The organism is Pseudomonas sp. PS1(2021) (assembly GCF_020405165.1).
Lineage (GTDB): Bacteria > Pseudomonadota > Gammaproteobacteria > Pseudomonadales > Pseudomonadaceae > Pseudomonas > Pseudomonas aeruginosa.
Map to the genome: position 1 here is coordinate 600,224 of NZ_CP084484.1, position 15,661 is coordinate 615,884.

A 15,661-nucleotide genomic window follows, 5' to 3' on the forward strand; every position below is an offset into this window, starting at 1 on the left:
AGATGAGCAGCCTGACCTGGATTCGCGGTTTCAACGGGACGATCGGCCGCATCGCGCCGCGTTGGACGGCCGAGCGTATGCGTCGGGCGTTCATGATGCCTGGCGAGTGGCCGCCGAAGGATTGGGAGCTGCCGCTGCTGGCCAGCTCGGAGCGCGTCACTCTGCGCTTCGGGCTGTCGGTGTTGCGCTGGGGCGAGGGACCGGCAGTCCTGCTGCTGCATGGCTGGGCTGGCAGGCCGACACAGTTCGCCCATCTGATCGAGCAACTGGTCGGCGCGGGTTATTCGGTGTATGCCCTCGATGCGCCGGCACATGGCCGCTCGCCGGGCAGGGAGGCGAACGTGGTGCTGTTCGCCCATGCCTTGCTGGAGGCCGCTGGCGAGTTGCCGCCGCTGCGTGCGGTGGTCGGTCATTCCCTGGGTGGCGCGGCGGCGTTGCTGGCGGCCCAGATGGGGTTGCGCAGCGAAGCGCTGGTGACGGTCTCGGCGCCGTCGCGGATTCTCGAACAGTTGCGCCTGTTCGCTCGTTTCGTCGGTTTGCCGACCCTGGCTCGCTCGCATTTCATCCGTCTGGTCGAGCGTCAGGCGGGCATATCCGCGGCGTGCCTGGATGTGGCGCGCTACCGTCTGGAAATGCCCGGACTGGTGGTGCATGCCGACGACGACACGCGCGTAGCGGTGGAAAATGCCGAGCGCATCCATGCCGCCTGGCCGGCCAGTCGCTTGCTGCGCCTGCCGGGCGGCGGCCACCACCGGCTGCTCGGCGAGCGCAGGCTGAGCGAGTCGCTGCTGGCGCTGCTCGAGGAGCGCCCGGCGATGCGCGCTTGCCGACGCGTGGAAAAGACGGCGAGCGCTTCCTGAGGCGCGTAGCAGAGGGGTTGTCGTTGTCCTGGCCTCGGTTCTTCGGTAAAAAGCGCTGTGGCCCGCGCGGAGCGATCCGGCGGGGCGAACCGTTTCGAATCGAGGAGTGCCCATGACATTGCCGCTGGATCGGGTCCTGCAGCAGGCCAGCCCGGTATTGCCGGTGCTGGTGATCGAGGACGTGGCACTGGCGCCTGACCTGGCGCGTGCGTTGTATGCGGGCGGCGTCACGGTGCTGGAAGTGACGCTGCGCACGCCGCAGGCGCTGGACGCGATCGCCGCCATCCATCGCGAGGTGCCCGAGGTCTTGCTGGGGGCGGGTACCCTGATCCACACCGAGCAGTTTCTCGAGGCGCGCGACGCGGGCGCGCAGTTCGCCGTCAGCCCCGGATGCACGCCGCGCCTTGCCGCCGCCGCGGAGGATGCCGGCCTGCCATACCTGCCCGGGGTGATGACGCCTTCGGAAGTGCTGCTGGCGCTGGAGTACGGTTATCGCTCGCTGAAGCTGTTCCCGGCCGATGGCACTGCCAGCGTGAAAATGCTGAAAAGCCTGAAGGGGCCGTTCACCGGCATCCGCTTCTGCCCGACCGGCGGGGTGAACCTGGTCAACCTGCTGAATTTCCTCCGCCTGCCTAATGTCGCCTGTGTCGGCGGCACCTGGTTGGCGCCACCGAGCCTGATCCGGGCGCGGGCCTGGGATCAGATCACACAACTGGCCAGGGAAGCGCGCGAACTGGCCGGCAGCCTGGAGCAGCATTGATGAATTGGGACTACGCCGATCCGTTCGTGATCGACCTCAGGGTCCTCGCCGAGGATATCGACGGGCTCGGCCACGCGAACAACGCCGTCTACGTCAGTTGGCTGGAGCGCTGCGCCTGGCGCCACTCGCAGCGGCTGGGCCTGGACCTGGCCGAGTACCGCCGGCTGGACCGGGCGATGGCGGTGCTGCGCCACGAGATCGACTACCTGGCTGCGGCCTACGAGGGCGACGAACTGCAACTGGCGACCTGGATCGTCGAGTCCGACCAGCGCCTGCGGATGAACCGGCGCTTCCAGTTGGTACGCCCGGCGGATGGCGCCACGCTGCTACGGGCGCAGACCACCTTCGTCTGCATCGAACTGTCCAGCGGCAAGCCGAAGCGGATGCCGGCGGAGTTCATCGACGGCTATGGCCAGGCTCTGCTCGCCGGGGCCTGACCCGTCGCGCGTCGGCCGGCAGGCATTCGCACTTTGTTCCGGGCGGCGGATTCTCTAGAATCCGCCGCCTGTCATTTTCGAGGTAGTGGTTCGTGCAAATCGCCCTGGCGCCGATGGAAGGTCTGGTGGATGAAATCCTCCGCGACGTGCTGACCCGCGTCGGCGGCATCGATTGGTGCGTCACCGAATTCATCCGCATCACCGATCGCCTGCTGCCGGCCACGGCTTTCCACAAGCTGGCGCCGGAGCTGCGCGACGGTAGCCGGACCCGCGCCGGGACGCCGATGCGTGTCCAGTTGCTCGGCTCCGATCCTGCGTGCCTGGCCGATAACGCCGCGTTCGCCTGTGAGCTGGGCGCCCCGGTGATCGACCTGAACTTCGGTTGTCCGGCCAAGACCGTGAACCGCTCGCGTGGCGGCGCGGTATTGCTCAAGGAGCCGGAGCTGATGCACGACATCGTCGCCGCCGTGCGTCGCGCGGTGCCGAGCGAGATTGCGGTGACCTCGAAGATGCGTCTGGGCTACGACAGTCCCGACGGCGCCCTGGATTGTGCGCGGGCCCTGGCCGACGGCGGCTCGGCCCATGTAGTGGTGCATGCCCGGACCAAGGTCGATGGCTACAGGCCGCCGGCGCACTGGGAGTGGGTGGCGCGGGTGGCCGAGGCGGTGCGCGTGCCGGTGTTCGCCAATGGCGAAGTGTGGACGCTCGACGACTACCTGCGTTGTCGCGAGGTCAGTGGGGTGGAGGACATCATGCTCGGTCGCGGCCTGGTCTCGCGCCCAGGCCTGGCTCGGCAGATCGCCGCCTGGCGCGATGGCGGCGAAATCCACGAGATGCCCTGGAGCGAGCTGTTGCCGCTGCTGCGCGACTTCTGGCTGCAGGCCCGGCGCAAGCTCGCCCCGCGCTATGCCCCGGGCCGTCTCAAGCAGTGGCTGGGCATGCTCACCCGCACCTATCCCGAAGCCGTCGAGCTGTTCGCACGGATTCGCCGGGAAAGCGATTGCGAAACCATCGACCGGCTGTTGCAGGTGTCGTTCAGCCAGGCGGCCTAGCTTGCGTACCAGGCCTAGCGGCCGCCGCTGACATCGATGAAGGTGCCGGTGCTGTAGCTGGCTTCGTCCGACGCCAGCCAGAGAATCGCCCGCGCGACTTCCTCCACCGTACCGCCGCGTCCTAGCGGTATGCCGCCCTTCAGGCGTTCGATACGGCCGGGCTCGCCGCCGCTGGCGTGGATATCGGTATCGATAAGTCCGGGCCGCACCGCGTTGACCCGGATACCCTCCGCCGCCACTTCCCTGGCCAGCCCGATGGTCATGCTGTCGATGGCGCCCTTGGCGGCGGCATAGTCGATGTATTCGTTGGGCGATCCCAATCGCGAGGCCATGGAGGATACGTTGACGATGCTGCCGCCGCGTCCGCCGTGGCGGGTCGACAGGCGCTTCACCGCCTCGCGGGCGCAGAGGAAGCTGCCGGTCACGTTGGTCGCGAATACCCTGTGCAGGCGCGCCGCGTCGATGTTTTCCAGGCGCGTTTGCGCTTCCAGCATGCCGGCGTTGTTGACCAGCACATCGAGGCGGCCGAAACGTTCGTCGATGGCGGCGAACAGCCGCTCGACATCGCCTTCCTCGGCTACGTCGGCCGCCACCGCCAGGGCTTCGCCGCCCTGGCGCTCGATGCGCTGGCGCAGCGCTTCGGCGGCCTCGCGGTTGCGCAGATAGTTGAGGACGACCGCATAGCCGCGTTCGGCGGCGAGCAGAGCGGTGGCGGCGCCGATGCCGCGGCTGGCTCCGGTGATCAGCATGACGTTGCGCACGATGATGCTCCCCAGGTCAGTAGCGAGTGAAGGTCAGGTAGTCGGCATCCCAGCCCAGGCCCTGCCAGAACAGGTTGGACAGCGGCGCGTCAAGGGCCGATTGCGCGCGGATCAGGCCAGCGCCGCGCGAGCGCAGGGCCTCCTCGGCGCTGCCCACCAGTTCCCGGGCCAGGCCCTGGCGGCGGGCCTGCGGCAATACGTAGAGCTCTGCGATCTCTCCGACCCGTGCCTGACCGTCCTCGATCTGCCACAAGTGGGCGAGGACGAAGCCGCGGGGATGCTGCTGGGCCTCCGCCAGCCAGAGCAAGCGGTTGCGCGAGGCGGCCAGGAGCAGTGCCTGGATCGCCTGCTGGTCGCCGGCATCCAGGGTTTCCCCGGCTTCGCGGACATTGGCTTGCCAGAGCGTGGCCACCGCGGGGACGTCGTCGGCGCTGGCCAGGCGAACCCGATGTTGCTCTGGCGTCGCATCGAGCTCCTGGCCGACCCGCAGCAGGTTGCCGTCGGGATCGATCAGGGCGAATTCGCGCATGCCCCAGGGCTGCTCTTCCAGGGCCGTGATGCGTGGAATCCCCTGGCCGCCCAGGCCGAGTGCCTCGGCCTGGCGATGCAGCGCCTGGGCGTCCTCCAGGCGCAGGTAGGCAGCGCTGCAATTGGTCTTCGGTTCGAGCGCTTCGAACAGCGACAGGTGCAGCTCCAGGGCGCCGCGCTGGAGGATGGCGTAGGTCGGATAGCGAGCGCCAAGGTGGAAGCCGAGGGACTGGTAGAAGGCGCTGGCGCTGTCCAGATCGCGGCAGGGGAAGGTCGGGATTGCGCGTTCCATGGCGACGATTCTCGAAAGGATGAGTTTCGATCTGAGCACGACGAACGGTCGTTCTCAAGGCTCTTGAAATACTTCCGACGATCCCTATCTAGTTCGTGCGGGATGCCGAAGACGGGTTCCGCACCAGAGTACTTGCTGATAATTCAGGAGATTCGCAATGAGCAACGCTTTTTCCCTCGCCCCGCTGTTCCGTCATTCCGTAGGCTTCGATCGCTTCAACGATCTGTTCGAGTCGGCCCTGCGCAATGAGGCCGGGAGTACCTACCCGCCCTACAACGTCGAAAAGCACGGTGACGACGAGTATCGCATCGTCATCGCCGCCGCCGGCTTCCAGGAAGAAGACCTGGACCTGCAGGTCGAGCGCGGCGTGCTGACCGTCAGTGGCGGCAAGCGCGAGAAGTCCACGGACAACGTGACCTACCTGCACCAGGGCATTGCCCAGCGCGCCTTCAAGCTGTCGTTCCGCCTCGCCGACCATATCGAGGTCAAGGCGGCTTCGCTGGCCAACGGCCTGCTGAACATCGACCTGGTCCGGCTGGTTCCGGAAGAAGCCAAGCCGAAGCGTATCGCCATCAATGGCCAGCGCCCGGCACTGGACAACCAGTAACCGTCAGCGGTGATCGAAAAAAGGCGCCTCCGGGCGCCTTTTTCATTTCGTTGCGCTATCGGCCCGGGGCTCTGCCGGTGGGCCGTGGGGCATCTCGTCCAGCAGGACGTCGAGGTCGACGGCGGCTGCCATCGCCCGGTTGCCTTCGTCGCCGGGATGCAGGTGGTCGCCGGAGTCGTAGCGCACGGCGAGCCGCGACGGCTGCTCCGGATCGCGCAATGCCGCGTCGAAGTCGATCACCGCATCGAAGGCGCCGGCATGACGGATCCACTCGTTAACCTGCCTGCGCAGGGCTTCCTTGGCGGGATGGTAATAATCGCTCAGCGGCGTGCCGGGCAGTGCGCCCTCGAACGGCGTGAGGGTCGCGCCGACGACCCGGATACCCCGGTTGTGCGCCTGTTCGATCAATTGCCGGTAGCCGGCGATCAGCGCTTCCAGGGTGGGCGGTGCGGCATTCCGGGCGAAAGCGGTACCGGGCCAGGCAATGTCGTTGATGCCGAGCATCACCACCATGCTGCTTGCGCCTGGCTGGGCCAGTACGTCGCGGTCCAGGCGTGCCAGCGCGTTCACGCCCATGCCGTCGCTCAGCAGGCGGGCACCGGAGATCCCGGCATTGACCACGGCGACGCCATGCGGGGCCAGGCGTTCGGCGAGGAAGTCCGGCCAACGGCTGTTCCGGTCGAGGCTGGCGCTGGCTCCGTCGGTGATCGAGTCGCCGAGCGTCACCAGCGTCCGCGTTGCCGTTTCGGTTTCGACCAGGATACCTGTCAACAGCAGGCGCGCGGTGGTGCTCTGGCTGTCCGCCGCGTCCAGCTGCAATGCGTGGCTTTGGGTCTGCTCGCCGGCGACGATCCAGCCCGTCTGGCGGCCGTCCCAGTGGAAGGTTTCCATGGGCGTGGCGGCCGGCAGGTAGATACTCACCAGCACCTGCGAGAGCGCGGCAACCGGCATCGCCACCGGATCGCTGAGTAGCGTGGCGCCGGGCGCGATGGTCGCCGTCCGGCGTCCGCCGAAGGTCACGTCATGCAGGCTGCCGGTGGCGACCGCGGCGCGCTCGGAACCGGGTTTGGCCAGGGTGGCCCTGCCGATCCGGATCGGGCGCTTTCCATAGGTATTTGCCAGGACGATGCGCACGCGCGTTCCTCCCAGGCTGATTCGCGCCAGTTGCCGCACCGTCTGGTCGTGCAGTTCGGCCGGCACGTTGCTGGGAAACAGGAAGTCCTCAGCCCAGACCGGCTGCGGGCTGGCCTGCCAGCTGGCGGTCCAGGAAGCGGCCGGCGCGGCGCAGGCGTACAACAGGCTCGTCGCGAGCGCGAAGGCCCGGGTTGCGCTGGAGGTCGCGGCGGGAAGTCTTTCGATGGGTCGTTTCATGTCGTTGAATTCAGTGGTTATCCTGTAGCTGATGATGAATTCAAAGATTTAAGGGAAATAGACCTTCGCGGGGAACATCATTTATGAAGCGAAATCATCAGGCAGGGCGCCATGGCCCGGCTTGAAGTCAACCGTTCCGGCGAACTGGAGGTGTTTGCCCGGGTCGTCGAGTCGAGGGGCTTTTCCGCCGCCGCTCGACATTGCGGCATGACGCCCTCGGCAGTCAGCAAGCTGATCACCCGGCTCGAACAGCGCCTGGGAACCCGCTTGCTGAACCGTTCCACCCGTCAATTGCAACTGACGCCCGAGGGATGTGCGTTCTACGAGCGCGGGGTGCGTATCCTGGCCGACCTGGAGGAAGCCGAGCGGTGTGCGAGCGAAAACGCGGCGCCGCGCGGGCGCTTGCGAGTCAACGCCAACGTGCCTTTCGGACATCACTTCCTGCTGCCGCTGGTGCCCGAGTTCCTCGCGCAGCATCCCGAGGTGTCGCTGGATATCGTGCTGACCGATGAGGTCGTCGACATCCTCGAGCAGCGCACCGACGTGGCCGTGCGCGCGGGGCCGCTGAAAAGCTCGAGCCTGGTGGCGCGCAAGCTGGGGAGCACGCGCATGCTGATCGTCGGTGCGCCGGCCTACCTGGCCCGGCATGGCATGCCGGCCACGCCGCAGGCGCTGCTGGGGCACAACCGGCTCGGCGCCAACTATGTGCGAACGCGCTCCGGCTGGCCGCTGCGGGACGCCGGTGAGGAACTCGTGGTGCCGTTGTCGGGCAACGCCCAGGCCAGCGATGGCGAGGCGCTACGCCGCCTGGCCGTGGCCGGCCTGGGCCTGGCGCGGCTGGCCGCGTTCCAGGTGCGCGAAGACATAGCCGCCGGCCGCCTGCTTCCCGTGCTCGAGGCATACAACCCGGGCGACCAGGAGGATGTCCACGCCGTCTACGTCGGCCAGGGCGGCTATCTGCCGCTGCGCGTGCGGGCGTTCCTGGACTTTCTGGCGGAGCGCGTCGATATGAGCCAGGGTTGATCGCAGTGCTACATGAATACGCCGATTCCGCGGCCGAAACCTTTTCTTCCTAGCGCTTCATCCACAGGAGGCAATCCAGATGAGCGATGACATCCAGCGTTACCCCAGCAGCCTGCCGTTTCCCTTTTCCCGCGCGGTGCGGGCCGGCGGCTTCCTGTTTCTTTCCGGACAGGTGCCGATGAGTCCGACCGGCGAGGTGGTACGTGGCGATATCCAGACCCAGACCGAAGCGGTGATGGCACGCATCGGCGAGACCCTGGAGAGCTGTGGCGCGCGTTTCGACCAACTGGTGAAGGTCACCGTCTGGCTGTCGGACATGGCCCACTTCGCCGGTTTCAACGAGGTCTACCAGCGTCATGTGCAGGGGGCCTTGCCGGTACGCTCGACGGTGACCGCCGGGCTGGCGCTGGGGGTCGACGTGGAGGTCGAGGTGCAGGCGTGGGTCGGCGAGGGCTGAGTCGCGAGGGCATTGTGATGCAGGTCGGGTGAGCGCTGGCCGCGGATGGCGAATAGGGGAGGGCCTACCCGTGGCGTCCGACCTGAATCGCTTCAGGCCGCTGGAGTGCCGTTGCCGAGTGCCTGTTCGTCGAGCAGGCGCATGAAGGCGCGCGCGGCGTTCGACAGGGTCCGCTCGGTGTGCAGGATATAGCCGAGCTGGCGGCTGAGCTGGATGTCCTGCAGCGGCAGGCGCACCACCTGGTCGTCGAGCATGGTCCGCGGCAGCACGCTCCAGGCCAGACCGATGGAGACCATCATCTTGATGGTCTCCAGGTAGTTGGTGCTCATGGCGATGTTCGGCGTCAGCCCTTCGGCTTCGAACATGCGCCGCACGATGTGGTGGGTGAAGGTGTTGCCGCCGGGGAATACCGCGGGGTGCTTGGCGACGTCGGCGAGGAACACCGTGCCCTGTCGGGCCAGCGGGTGCTCCGGGGCGGCGACGAAGTCCAGCGGGTCGTCCCACACCGGGACTGCGCGCACCGGTTCGGCGGTTTCCGGGGCCAGGGTGATCACCGCCAGCTCCGCACGGCCATGAAGAATCTCCTCGTAGGCCACTTCCGAATCCAGGAACTGGATATCCAGCGCCACCTGCGGATGCGCCCGGGTGAAGGCGCGCAGCAGCGGCGGCAGGCGATGCAGGCCGATGTGGTGGCTGGTGGCCAGGACCAGCCGGCCGCTGACCTCGCCGGTGAGGTTGTTCAGCGCCCGGCGGGTGTCGTCGAGCACGTTGAGCAACTGGTAGGCGCGCGGCAGCAGGGCGCGGCCGGCCTCGGTGAGGTTGACCTCGCGGCCGACCCGGTCGAACAGCCGGGCATTGAGTTGCTGTTCGAGGGCGGCGATGCGCTTGCTCACCGCCGGTTGGGTCAGGTGCAGGCGCTCGCCGGCTTCGGAGAAGCTGCCGGTCTCGGCAATGGCGATGAAGGTGTTGAGGCTGTTCAGGTCCATTGCGGGCCTCCGCTGGTTTCGGCTGCCCGGAGCTTAGCGCCAATGGATTCCCGTTGGGAATGCTTTGGATGAAAAATATGAATTTGAGTTATTCGTGGTCAGGCCATAGGATCATCCTCACAAGCCCTGTGGGCATAGAAATGAGCTGATGAGGAAATCCCGATGGCCGGCAAGACCCTCTACGACAAACTCTGGGACATGCACCTGGTCAAGCAGCGCGACGACGGTTCGGCGCTGATCTACATCGACCGCCATATCCTGCACGAAGTGACCTCGCCGCAGGCCTTCGAGGGCCTTCGCCTGGCCGGGCGCAAGCCGTGGCGGATCGACGCCAACATCGCCACCCCGGACCACAACGTGCCGACCACCCGCACCGAGCGCAAGGGCGGCATCGCCGCCATCGCCGACGAGGTCTCGCGCCTGCAGGTGCAGACCCTCGACGAGAACTGCGACGACTTCGGCATCACCGAATTCAAGATGAACGACGTGCGCCAGGGTATCGTCCATGTGGTCGGCCCGGAGCAGGGCGCGACCCTCCCGGGGATGACCGTGGTCTGCGGCGACTCGCACACTTCCACCCACGGTGCCTTCGGCGCGCTGGCCCACGGCATCGGCACTTCCGAGGTCGAGCATGTGCTGGCGACCCAGTGCCTGGTGGCGAAGAAGATGAAGAACATGCTGGTCAAGGTCGAAGGCAGGCTGCCGGCCGGCGTCACGGCGAAGGATATCGTCCTCGCGGTGATCGGCAGGATCGGCACCGCCGGCGGCAACGGCCACGCCATCGAGTTCGCCGGCAGCGCCATCCGCGACCTGTCCATCGAAGGGCGGATGACCATCTGCAACATGTCGATCGAGGCGGGCGCCCGCGTCGGCCTGGTCGCCGTCGACCAGAAGACCATCGACTACGTGAAGGGCCGGCCCTTCGCGCCGAGCGCCGAGCAATGGGATCAGGCCGTCGCCTGCTGGCAGGGGCTGGTGTCGGACGCCGATGCCCGTTTCGATACCGTGGTCGAGCTGGACGCCGCGCAGATCAAGCCGCAGGTCAGTTGGGGCACGTCGCCGGAAATGGTCCTGGCCGTCGACCAGAACGTGCCGGACCCGGCCCGCGAGAGCGACCCGATCAAGCGCGGCTCCATCGAGCGCGCCTTGAAGTACATGGGCCTGCGGCCGAACCAGGCGATCACCGACATCCAGCTGGACCGGGTATTCATCGGTTCCTGCACCAACTCGCGGATCGAGGACCTGCGCGCCGCCGCCGAAGTGGCCAGGGGCCGCAAGGTCGCCGCGACCATCAAGCAGGCGCTGGTGGTGCCGGGTTCCGGGTTGGTCAAGGAGCAGGCCGAGAAGGAAGGCCTGGACCGGATCTTCATCGAGGCCGGTTTCGAATGGCGCGAGCCGGGCTGTTCCATGTGCCTGGCGATGAATCCGGACCGGCTGGAGAGCGGCGAACACTGCGCCTCGACCTCCAACCGCAACTTCGAGGGCCGTCAGGGCGCCGGTGGCCGTACCCACCTGGTCAGCCCGGCGATGGCCGCCGCCGCGGCCGTCAACGGCCGCTTCATCGATGTCCGCGAATTGCTCGCCTGAGGAGAACCGAGATGAAACCCTATACCCAGACGACCGGTCTCGTCGCTCCGCTGGATCGCGCCAACGTCGATACCGATCAGATCATTCCCAAGCAATTCCTCAAGTCGATCAAGCGCACCGGCTTCGGCCCCAACCTGTTCGACGAATGGCGCTACCTGGATGTCGGGCAGCCGGGACAGGACAGTTCGAAGCGTCCGCTGAACCCGGACTTCGTCCTCAACCAGCCGCGCTACCAGGGCGCCAGCGTACTGCTGGCGCGGGAGAACTTCGGCTGCGGCTCGTCCCGCGAGCACGCGCCCTGGGCGCTGGACGAGTACGGTTTCCGCACGGTGATCGCACCGAGCTATGCCGACATCTTCTTCAACAACAGTTTCAAGAACGGCTTGCTGCCGATCATCCTGCCCGAGGCCGAGGTGGACGAACTGTTCCGCCAGGTCGAGGCGAACGAAGGCTACCAGTTGTCCATCGACCTGGCGGCGCAGACGGTTACCCGTCCTGATGGCAAGGTGCTGGGTTTCGAGGTCGACCCGTTCCGCAAGCATTGCCTGCTCAATGGCCTCGACGACATCGGCCTGACGTTGCAGGACGCCGATGCGATCCGTGCTTTCGAGGACGGCTACCGTCAGCAGCAGCCCTGGCTGTTCCGCTGAGCGGCACGCGAGTCCCCTTGCCGGCGCATCCTGGGTTGGGTGCGCCTGGTTTTTCTCCCGGAGTAGGTTCATGAGCGACCACGATGACGTTGTCCAGCGCCAGTTCGGCGCCCAGGCTTCGGCCTACCTGAGCAGCGCCGTGCATGCCCAGGGCGAGGAATTCGCCTTGCTGCGCGACGCCCTGGCCGGGCGCCCGGAAGCGCGGGTCCTCGACCTGGGCTGCGGCGCCGGCCACGTGAGCTTCCAGGTCGCTGCCCTGGCAGGAGAGGTGGTGGCCTACGATCTTTCCGCCGAGATGCTCGCCGTGGTGGCGCAGAGCGCCGCGGAACGGGGCATGGCGAACATCCGTACCGAACAGGGCAAGGCCGAGAGCCTGCCCTTCGCCGACGGCGAGTTCGATTTCGTCTTCAGTCGCTATTCCACTCATCACTGGCGCGACGTCGGCCTGGCCCTGCGCGAGGTGCGGCGGGTGCTCAAGCCCGGCGGGGTGGCGATCTTCGTCGATGTGGCGGCGCCCGGGCAGGCCTTGCCGGACACCTTCCTGCAGACCGTCGAGATGCTCCGCGACACCAGCCATGTGCGCAACTACTCGCCGGCCGAGTGGGCGCGTCTGAGCGGCGAGGCGGGGTTACTGGTCACCGGAAGTCGGCGCCAGCGCCTGCGCCTGGAGTTCCAGTCGTGGGTCGAGCGGATGCGTACGCCGGAGGTGTTCCGCCAGGCGATCCGCAGCCTGCAGCTGGCGGTGGGCGAGGAAGTCAGGGAGTATTTCGAGATTGCCGACGACGGCTCGTTCAGCACCGACGTGCTGGTGCTGTGGCTGCGTCGGGAGTGACGGTTCGATCGCGGCGGCGCATGCCCGCCGTTCAATGAATGAAGGACAAGAGGGTGTTATGAGCAAGCAGATCCTGGTTCTCCCCGGTGACGGTATCGGCCCGGAAATCATGGCGGAAGCGGTCAAGGTGCTGGAACTGGCCAACGACAGGTTCCAGCTCGGCTTCGAACTGGCCGAGGACGTCATCGGTGGCGCGGCCATCGACAAGCACGGCGTGCCGCTGGCCGACCAGACCCTGCAGCGCGCGCGTCAGGCCGATGCGGTGCTGCTGGGCGCGGTAGGGGGGCCGAAATGGGACAGGATCGAACGCGATATCCGTCCCGAGCGTGGCCTGCTGAAGATTCGCTCGCAACTGGGCCTGTTCGCCAACCTGCGTCCGGCCATCCTCTACCCGCAGCTGGCCGCGGCCTCCAGCCTGAAGCCGGAAGTGGTCGCCGGGCTGGACATCCTCATCGTCCGCGAACTGACCGGCGGCATCTACTTCGGCCAGCCCCGCGAGCAGCGCGTGCTGGAGAACGGCGAGCGCCAGGCCTACGACACTCTGCCTTACAGCGAGAGCGAAATACGTCGTATCGCCCGCGTCGGTTTCGATATGGCCCGCGTACGCAATAACAGGCTCTGTTCGGTGGACAAGGCCAATGTCCTCGCCTCCAGCCATCTGTGGCGGGAAGTGGTGGAAGAGGTGGCGAAGGACTACCCGGACGTCGAGCTTTCCCATATGTACGTGGATAACGCCGCCATGCAACTGGTGCGCGCGCCCAAGCAGTTCGACGTGATGGTCACCGACAACATGTTCGGCGACATCCTGTCGGATGAGGCTTCCATGCTGACCGGTTCCATCGGCATGCTGCCTTCTGCCTCGCTCGACGCGAACAACAAGGGCATGTACGAACCCTGCCACGGTTCCGCCCCGGACATCGCCGGTCAGGGCATCGCCAACCCGCTGGCAACCATCCTCTCGGTCTCGATGATGCTGCGCTACAGCTTCAACCAGGCAGCCGCCGCCGACGCCATCGAACAGGCGGTGAGCAAGGTCCTCGACCAGGGATTGCGCACCGGCGACATCTGGTCCGAAGGCTGCCGCAAGGTCGGCACCCGGGAAATGGGCGATGCCGTAGTCGCGGCACTCAAGAATCTGTAATCTGACGGGCTTGGCCGGCGCCATGATGGCTGCCGGCCAGCTCACTTCTCTCATATAGGTGTAGTTGCGATGAAGCGTGTAGGTCTGATCGGTTGGCGCGGGATGGTGGGTTCCGTACTCATGCAGCGGATGCTGGAAGAGCGGGACTTCGACCTGATCGAGCCGGTGTTCTTCACCACGTCGAACGTCGGTGGCCAGGGCCCGGAAGTGGGCAAGGACATCGCTCCGCTGAAGGACGCCTACAGCATCGACGAGCTGAAGACCCTCGATGTGATCCTGACCTGCCAGGGCGGCGACTACACCAGCGAAGTATTCCCCAAGCTGCGCGAGGCCGGCTGGCAGGGCTACTGGATCGATGCCGCCTCCAGCCTGCGCATGGAAGACGACGCGGTGATCGTCCTCGACCCGGTCAACCGCAAGGTCATCGACCAGGCTCTGGACGCCGGTACCCGCAACTACATCGGCGGCAACTGCACCGTCAGCCTGATGCTGATGGCCCTGGGCGGGCTGTTCGACGCCGGCCTGGTCGAGTGGATGAGCGCCATGACCTACCAGGCCGCTTCCGGTGCCGGTGCGCAGAACATGCGTGAGCTGCTCAAGCAGATGGGCGCCGCCCATGCATCGGTGGCGGATGACCTGGCCAATCCGGCCAGCGCGATTCTCGACATCGACCGCAAGGTGGCGGAGACCCTGCGCAGCGAAGCCTTCCCCACCGAGCATTTCGGCGCGCCGCTGGGCGGCAGCCTGATCCCCTGGATCGACAAGGAACTGCCCAACGGACAGAGCCGCGAAGAGTGGAAGGCCCAGGCGGAGACCAACAAGATCCTCGCCCGCTTCAAGAACCCGATCCCGGTCGACGGTATCTGCGTGCGCGTCGGCGCCATGCGTTGCCACAGCCAGGCGCTGACCATCAAGTTGAACAAGGATGTGCCGCTGACCGACATCGAGGGCCTGATCAGCCAGCACAATCCCTGGGTCAAGCTGGTGCCGAACCACCGCGAGGTAAGCGTGCGCGAGCTGACCCCGGCCGCCGTCACCGGCACCCTGAGCGTTCCGGTCGGGCGCCTGCGCAAGCTGAACATGGGTTCCCAGTACCTCGGCGCCTTCACCGTCGGCGACCAGTTGCTGTGGGGCGCTGCCGAACCGCTGCGGCGCATGCTGCGCATCCTGCTGGAGCGCTGATCGATCCGGCGCCGTCCGCAATGGGCGGCGCCTCGATTGCCTGGGCGAAGGTGGGCAAGTAAAGTGCCACGCCTATTTCGCAGACCGCCGAGGCTTTTCCCATGTCCCAGCCCCTCAATGTCGCAGTCGTAGGCGCCACCGGATCGGTTGGCGAGGCTCTGGTCGGTCTCCTCGACGAACGCGACTTCCCGCTTCATCGTCTGCACCTGCTGGCCAGCGCCGAGTCGGCCGGGCAGCGCATGGGGTTCGCCGAAAGCAGCCTGCGTGTCGGCGATGTCGATAGCTTCGATTTTTCCAGTGTCGGCCTGGCCTTCTTCGCCGCGGCAGCGGAGGTGTCGCGTGCCCATGCCGAGCGTGCCCGCGCGGCGGGTTGTTCGGTGATCGACCTGAGCGGCGCCCTGGAACCGAGCGTCGCACCGCCGGTCATGGTTTCGGTGAATGCCGAATGCCTGGCCTCGCAAGCGGCGCCGTTCCTTTTGTCCAGTCCTTGCGCCGTAGCCGCCGAACTGTGCGAAGTGCTGGCGCCACTCCTGGCCACGCTGGATTGCCGGCAGCTGAACCTGACAGCCTGCCTCTCCGTCTCCAGCCTGGGGCGCGAAGGGGTCAAGGAACTCGCCCGGCAGACCGCCGAACTGCTCAATGCGCGCCCCCTGGAGCCGCGTCTCTTCGACCGCCAGATCGCCTTCAACCTGCTGGCGCAGGTCGGCGCGGTGGATGCCGAGGGGCACAGCGCGATCGAGCGGCGCATCTTCGCGGAGGTGCAGGCCTTGCTTGGCGAGCGTATCGGACCGTTGAACGTTACCTGCATCCAGGCGCCGGTATTCTTCGGCGACAGCCTCAGCGTGACCCTGCAATGCGCGGAACCGGTGGACCTGGCCGCGGTGACGCGGGTCCTCGATGCGACGAAAGGCATCGAATGGATCGGCGAGGGCGATTATCCGACGGTGGTCGGCGATGCCCTCGGCCAGGACGAGACCTATGTCGGCCGGGTGAGGGCGGGGCAGGCTGATCCCTGTCAGGTCAATTTGTGGATTGTGTCTGATAATGTGCGAAAAGGTGCCGCGCTGAACGCCGTGCTCCTGGGTGAGTTGTTGATAAAACACTATCTGTAAAAGATACTTACCCACAGATTTGT

Annotated in this window: 17 protein-coding genes; 13 read left to right on the forward strand and 4 right to left on the reverse strand. The window is 66.6% G+C overall.

Going from position 1 to position 15,661, the window contains the following annotated elements; all coding sequences use genetic code 11:
• Window positions 1-2: 2 nt before the first annotated feature.
• The 4 genes from LE197_RS02960 (at window position 3) to LE197_RS02975 (ending at window position 3,109) form a co-directional block, all read left to right on the forward strand.
• Complete coding sequence (locus LE197_RS02960) at window positions 3-860, forward strand: alpha/beta hydrolase (RefSeq protein ID WP_058017416.1); 858 nt, start codon at window positions 3-5, stop codon at window positions 858-860.
• Window positions 861-972: 112 nt separating this feature from the next.
• On the forward strand, window positions 973-1,620 hold the full coding sequence (locus tag LE197_RS02965) for a bifunctional 4-hydroxy-2-oxoglutarate aldolase/2-dehydro-3-deoxy-phosphogluconate aldolase (RefSeq protein WP_226033855.1): 648 nt from the start codon (window positions 973-975) through the stop codon (window positions 1,618-1,620).
• Window positions 1,620-2,057 (forward strand): acyl-CoA thioesterase, encoded by a 438-nt coding sequence (locus LE197_RS02970; RefSeq protein ID WP_003107647.1) that lies wholly within the window; start codon window positions 1,620-1,622, stop codon window positions 2,055-2,057. The genes LE197_RS02965 and LE197_RS02970 overlap by 1 nt, the downstream gene beginning before the upstream one ends.
• Window positions 2,058-2,149: 92 nt before the next feature.
• Window positions 2,150-3,109 carry a tRNA dihydrouridine synthase gene (locus tag LE197_RS02975; RefSeq protein WP_003091408.1) on the forward strand — a complete coding sequence of 320 codons (960 nt, stop codon included), beginning with the start codon at window positions 2,150-2,152 and terminating at the stop codon, window positions 3,107-3,109.
• Window positions 3,110-3,123: 14 nt separating this feature from the next.
• Here the strand turns inward: LE197_RS02975 and LE197_RS02980 are convergent, their stop codons facing one another.
• Together LE197_RS02980 and LE197_RS02985 are read right to left on the reverse strand one after the other, a co-directional pair.
• Entirely contained in the window at window positions 3,124-3,870 is a 747-nt protein-coding gene (locus LE197_RS02980; protein ID WP_033971534.1) for an SDR family oxidoreductase, read from the reverse strand.
• Between the two features lie 16 nt (window positions 3,871-3,886).
• Window positions 3,887-4,690 carry a GNAT family N-acetyltransferase gene (locus LE197_RS02985; RefSeq protein WP_058017417.1) on the reverse strand — a complete coding sequence of 268 codons (804 nt, stop codon included), beginning with the start codon at window positions 4,688-4,690 and terminating at the stop codon, window positions 3,887-3,889.
• Between the two features lie 157 nt (window positions 4,691-4,847).
• Here LE197_RS02985 and LE197_RS02990 point away from each other — a divergent pair, with 157 nt between their 5' ends.
• Window positions 4,848-5,297: an Hsp20 family protein gene (locus LE197_RS02990; protein WP_003091405.1), complete on the forward strand. Its 450-nt coding sequence runs from the start codon at window positions 4,848-4,850 to the stop codon at window positions 5,295-5,297.
• A 42-nt stretch (window positions 5,298-5,339) separates the two neighbouring features.
• Here LE197_RS02990 and LE197_RS02995 read toward each other — a convergent pair whose 3' ends face one another.
• Window positions 5,340-6,668 (reverse strand): SGNH/GDSL hydrolase family protein, encoded by a 1,329-nt coding sequence (locus LE197_RS02995; protein WP_058017418.1) that lies wholly within the window; start codon window positions 6,666-6,668, stop codon window positions 5,340-5,342.
• Window positions 6,669-6,779: 111 nt separating this feature from the next.
• Between LE197_RS02995 and LE197_RS03000 the strand changes: the two genes are divergently transcribed.
• Window positions 6,780-7,691, forward strand: coding sequence for a LysR substrate-binding domain-containing protein (locus tag LE197_RS03000; protein WP_058017419.1), 912 nt, complete (start codon window positions 6,780-6,782; stop codon window positions 7,689-7,691).
• Window positions 7,692-7,770: 79 nt separating this feature from the next.
• Window positions 7,771-8,148 (forward strand): RidA family protein, encoded by a 378-nt coding sequence (locus LE197_RS03005; RefSeq protein WP_003091402.1) that lies wholly within the window; start codon window positions 7,771-7,773, stop codon window positions 8,146-8,148.
• Between the two features lie 92 nt (window positions 8,149-8,240).
• Here LE197_RS03005 and LE197_RS03010 read toward each other — a convergent pair whose 3' ends face one another.
• Complete coding sequence (locus LE197_RS03010; RefSeq protein ID WP_033971524.1) at window positions 8,241-9,134, reverse strand: LysR family transcriptional regulator; 894 nt, start codon at window positions 9,132-9,134, stop codon at window positions 8,241-8,243.
• A gap of 162 nt (window positions 9,135-9,296) precedes the next feature.
• On the opposite strand from LE197_RS03010, the gene leuC reads away from it, so the two are divergent.
• From leuC to LE197_RS03040, 6 genes are all read left to right on the forward strand, one after another.
• Window positions 9,297-10,721: a 3-isopropylmalate dehydratase large subunit gene (gene leuC / locus LE197_RS03015; protein WP_003091399.1), complete on the forward strand. Its 1,425-nt coding sequence runs from the start codon at window positions 9,297-9,299 to the stop codon at window positions 10,719-10,721.
• 11 nt (window positions 10,722-10,732) lie between these two features.
• Window positions 10,733-11,371: a 3-isopropylmalate dehydratase small subunit gene (gene leuD, locus LE197_RS03020; protein WP_049239609.1), complete on the forward strand. Its 639-nt coding sequence runs from the start codon at window positions 10,733-10,735 to the stop codon at window positions 11,369-11,371.
• 70 nt (window positions 11,372-11,441) lie between these two features.
• Window positions 11,442-12,203 (forward strand): class I SAM-dependent methyltransferase, encoded by a 762-nt coding sequence (locus tag LE197_RS03025; protein WP_010793226.1) that lies wholly within the window; start codon window positions 11,442-11,444, stop codon window positions 12,201-12,203.
• 58 nt (window positions 12,204-12,261) lie between these two features.
• The gene (leuB, locus tag LE197_RS03030) at window positions 12,262-13,344 is read left to right on the forward strand and encodes a 3-isopropylmalate dehydrogenase (protein ID WP_058017420.1); all 1,083 of its coding nucleotides are present in this window, start codon (window positions 12,262-12,264) and stop codon (window positions 13,342-13,344) included.
• A 69-nt stretch (window positions 13,345-13,413) separates the two neighbouring features.
• Window positions 13,414-14,526 carry an aspartate-semialdehyde dehydrogenase gene (gene asd / locus LE197_RS03035; protein WP_003111187.1) on the forward strand — a complete coding sequence of 371 codons (1,113 nt, stop codon included), beginning with the start codon at window positions 13,414-13,416 and terminating at the stop codon, window positions 14,524-14,526.
• A 101-nt stretch (window positions 14,527-14,627) separates the two neighbouring features.
• Entirely contained in the window at window positions 14,628-15,638 is a 1,011-nt protein-coding gene (locus LE197_RS03040; RefSeq protein ID WP_033975872.1) for an aspartate-semialdehyde dehydrogenase, read from the forward strand.
• Window positions 15,639-15,661 lie beyond the last annotated feature (23 nt).

Coding starts and splice junctions, on each gene's coding strand:
- LE197_RS02960 (WP_058017416.1), top strand. CDS start 3: ATGAGCAGCCTGACCTGGATTCGCGGTTTCAACGGGACGATCGGCCGC.
- LE197_RS02965 (WP_226033855.1), top strand. CDS start 973: ATGACATTGCCGCTGGATCGGGTCCTGCAGCAGGCCAGCCCGGTATTG.
- LE197_RS02970 (WP_003107647.1), top strand. CDS start 1,620: ATGAATTGGGACTACGCCGATCCGTTCGTGATCGACCTCAGGGTCCTC.
- LE197_RS02985 (WP_058017417.1), bottom strand. CDS start 4,690: ATGGAACGCGCAATCCCGACCTTCCCCTGCCGCGATCTGGACAGCGCC.
- LE197_RS02990 (WP_003091405.1), top strand. CDS start 4,848: ATGAGCAACGCTTTTTCCCTCGCCCCGCTGTTCCGTCATTCCGTAGGC.
- LE197_RS02995 (WP_058017418.1), bottom strand. CDS start 6,668: ATGAAACGACCCATCGAAAGACTTCCCGCCGCGACCTCCAGCGCAACC.
- LE197_RS03000 (WP_058017419.1), top strand. CDS start 6,780: ATGGCCCGGCTTGAAGTCAACCGTTCCGGCGAACTGGAGGTGTTTGCC.
- LE197_RS03005 (WP_003091402.1), top strand. CDS start 7,771: ATGAGCGATGACATCCAGCGTTACCCCAGCAGCCTGCCGTTTCCCTTT.
- LE197_RS03010 (WP_033971524.1), bottom strand. CDS start 9,134: ATGGACCTGAACAGCCTCAACACCTTCATCGCCATTGCCGAGACCGGC.
- leuC (WP_003091399.1), top strand. CDS start 9,297: ATGGCCGGCAAGACCCTCTACGACAAACTCTGGGACATGCACCTGGTC.
- leuD (WP_049239609.1), top strand. CDS start 10,733: ATGAAACCCTATACCCAGACGACCGGTCTCGTCGCTCCGCTGGATCGC.
- LE197_RS03025 (WP_010793226.1), top strand. CDS start 11,442: ATGAGCGACCACGATGACGTTGTCCAGCGCCAGTTCGGCGCCCAGGCT.
- leuB (WP_058017420.1), top strand. CDS start 12,262: ATGAGCAAGCAGATCCTGGTTCTCCCCGGTGACGGTATCGGCCCGGAA.
- asd (WP_003111187.1), top strand. CDS start 13,414: ATGAAGCGTGTAGGTCTGATCGGTTGGCGCGGGATGGTGGGTTCCGTA.
- LE197_RS03040 (WP_033975872.1), top strand. CDS start 14,628: ATGTCCCAGCCCCTCAATGTCGCAGTCGTAGGCGCCACCGGATCGGTT.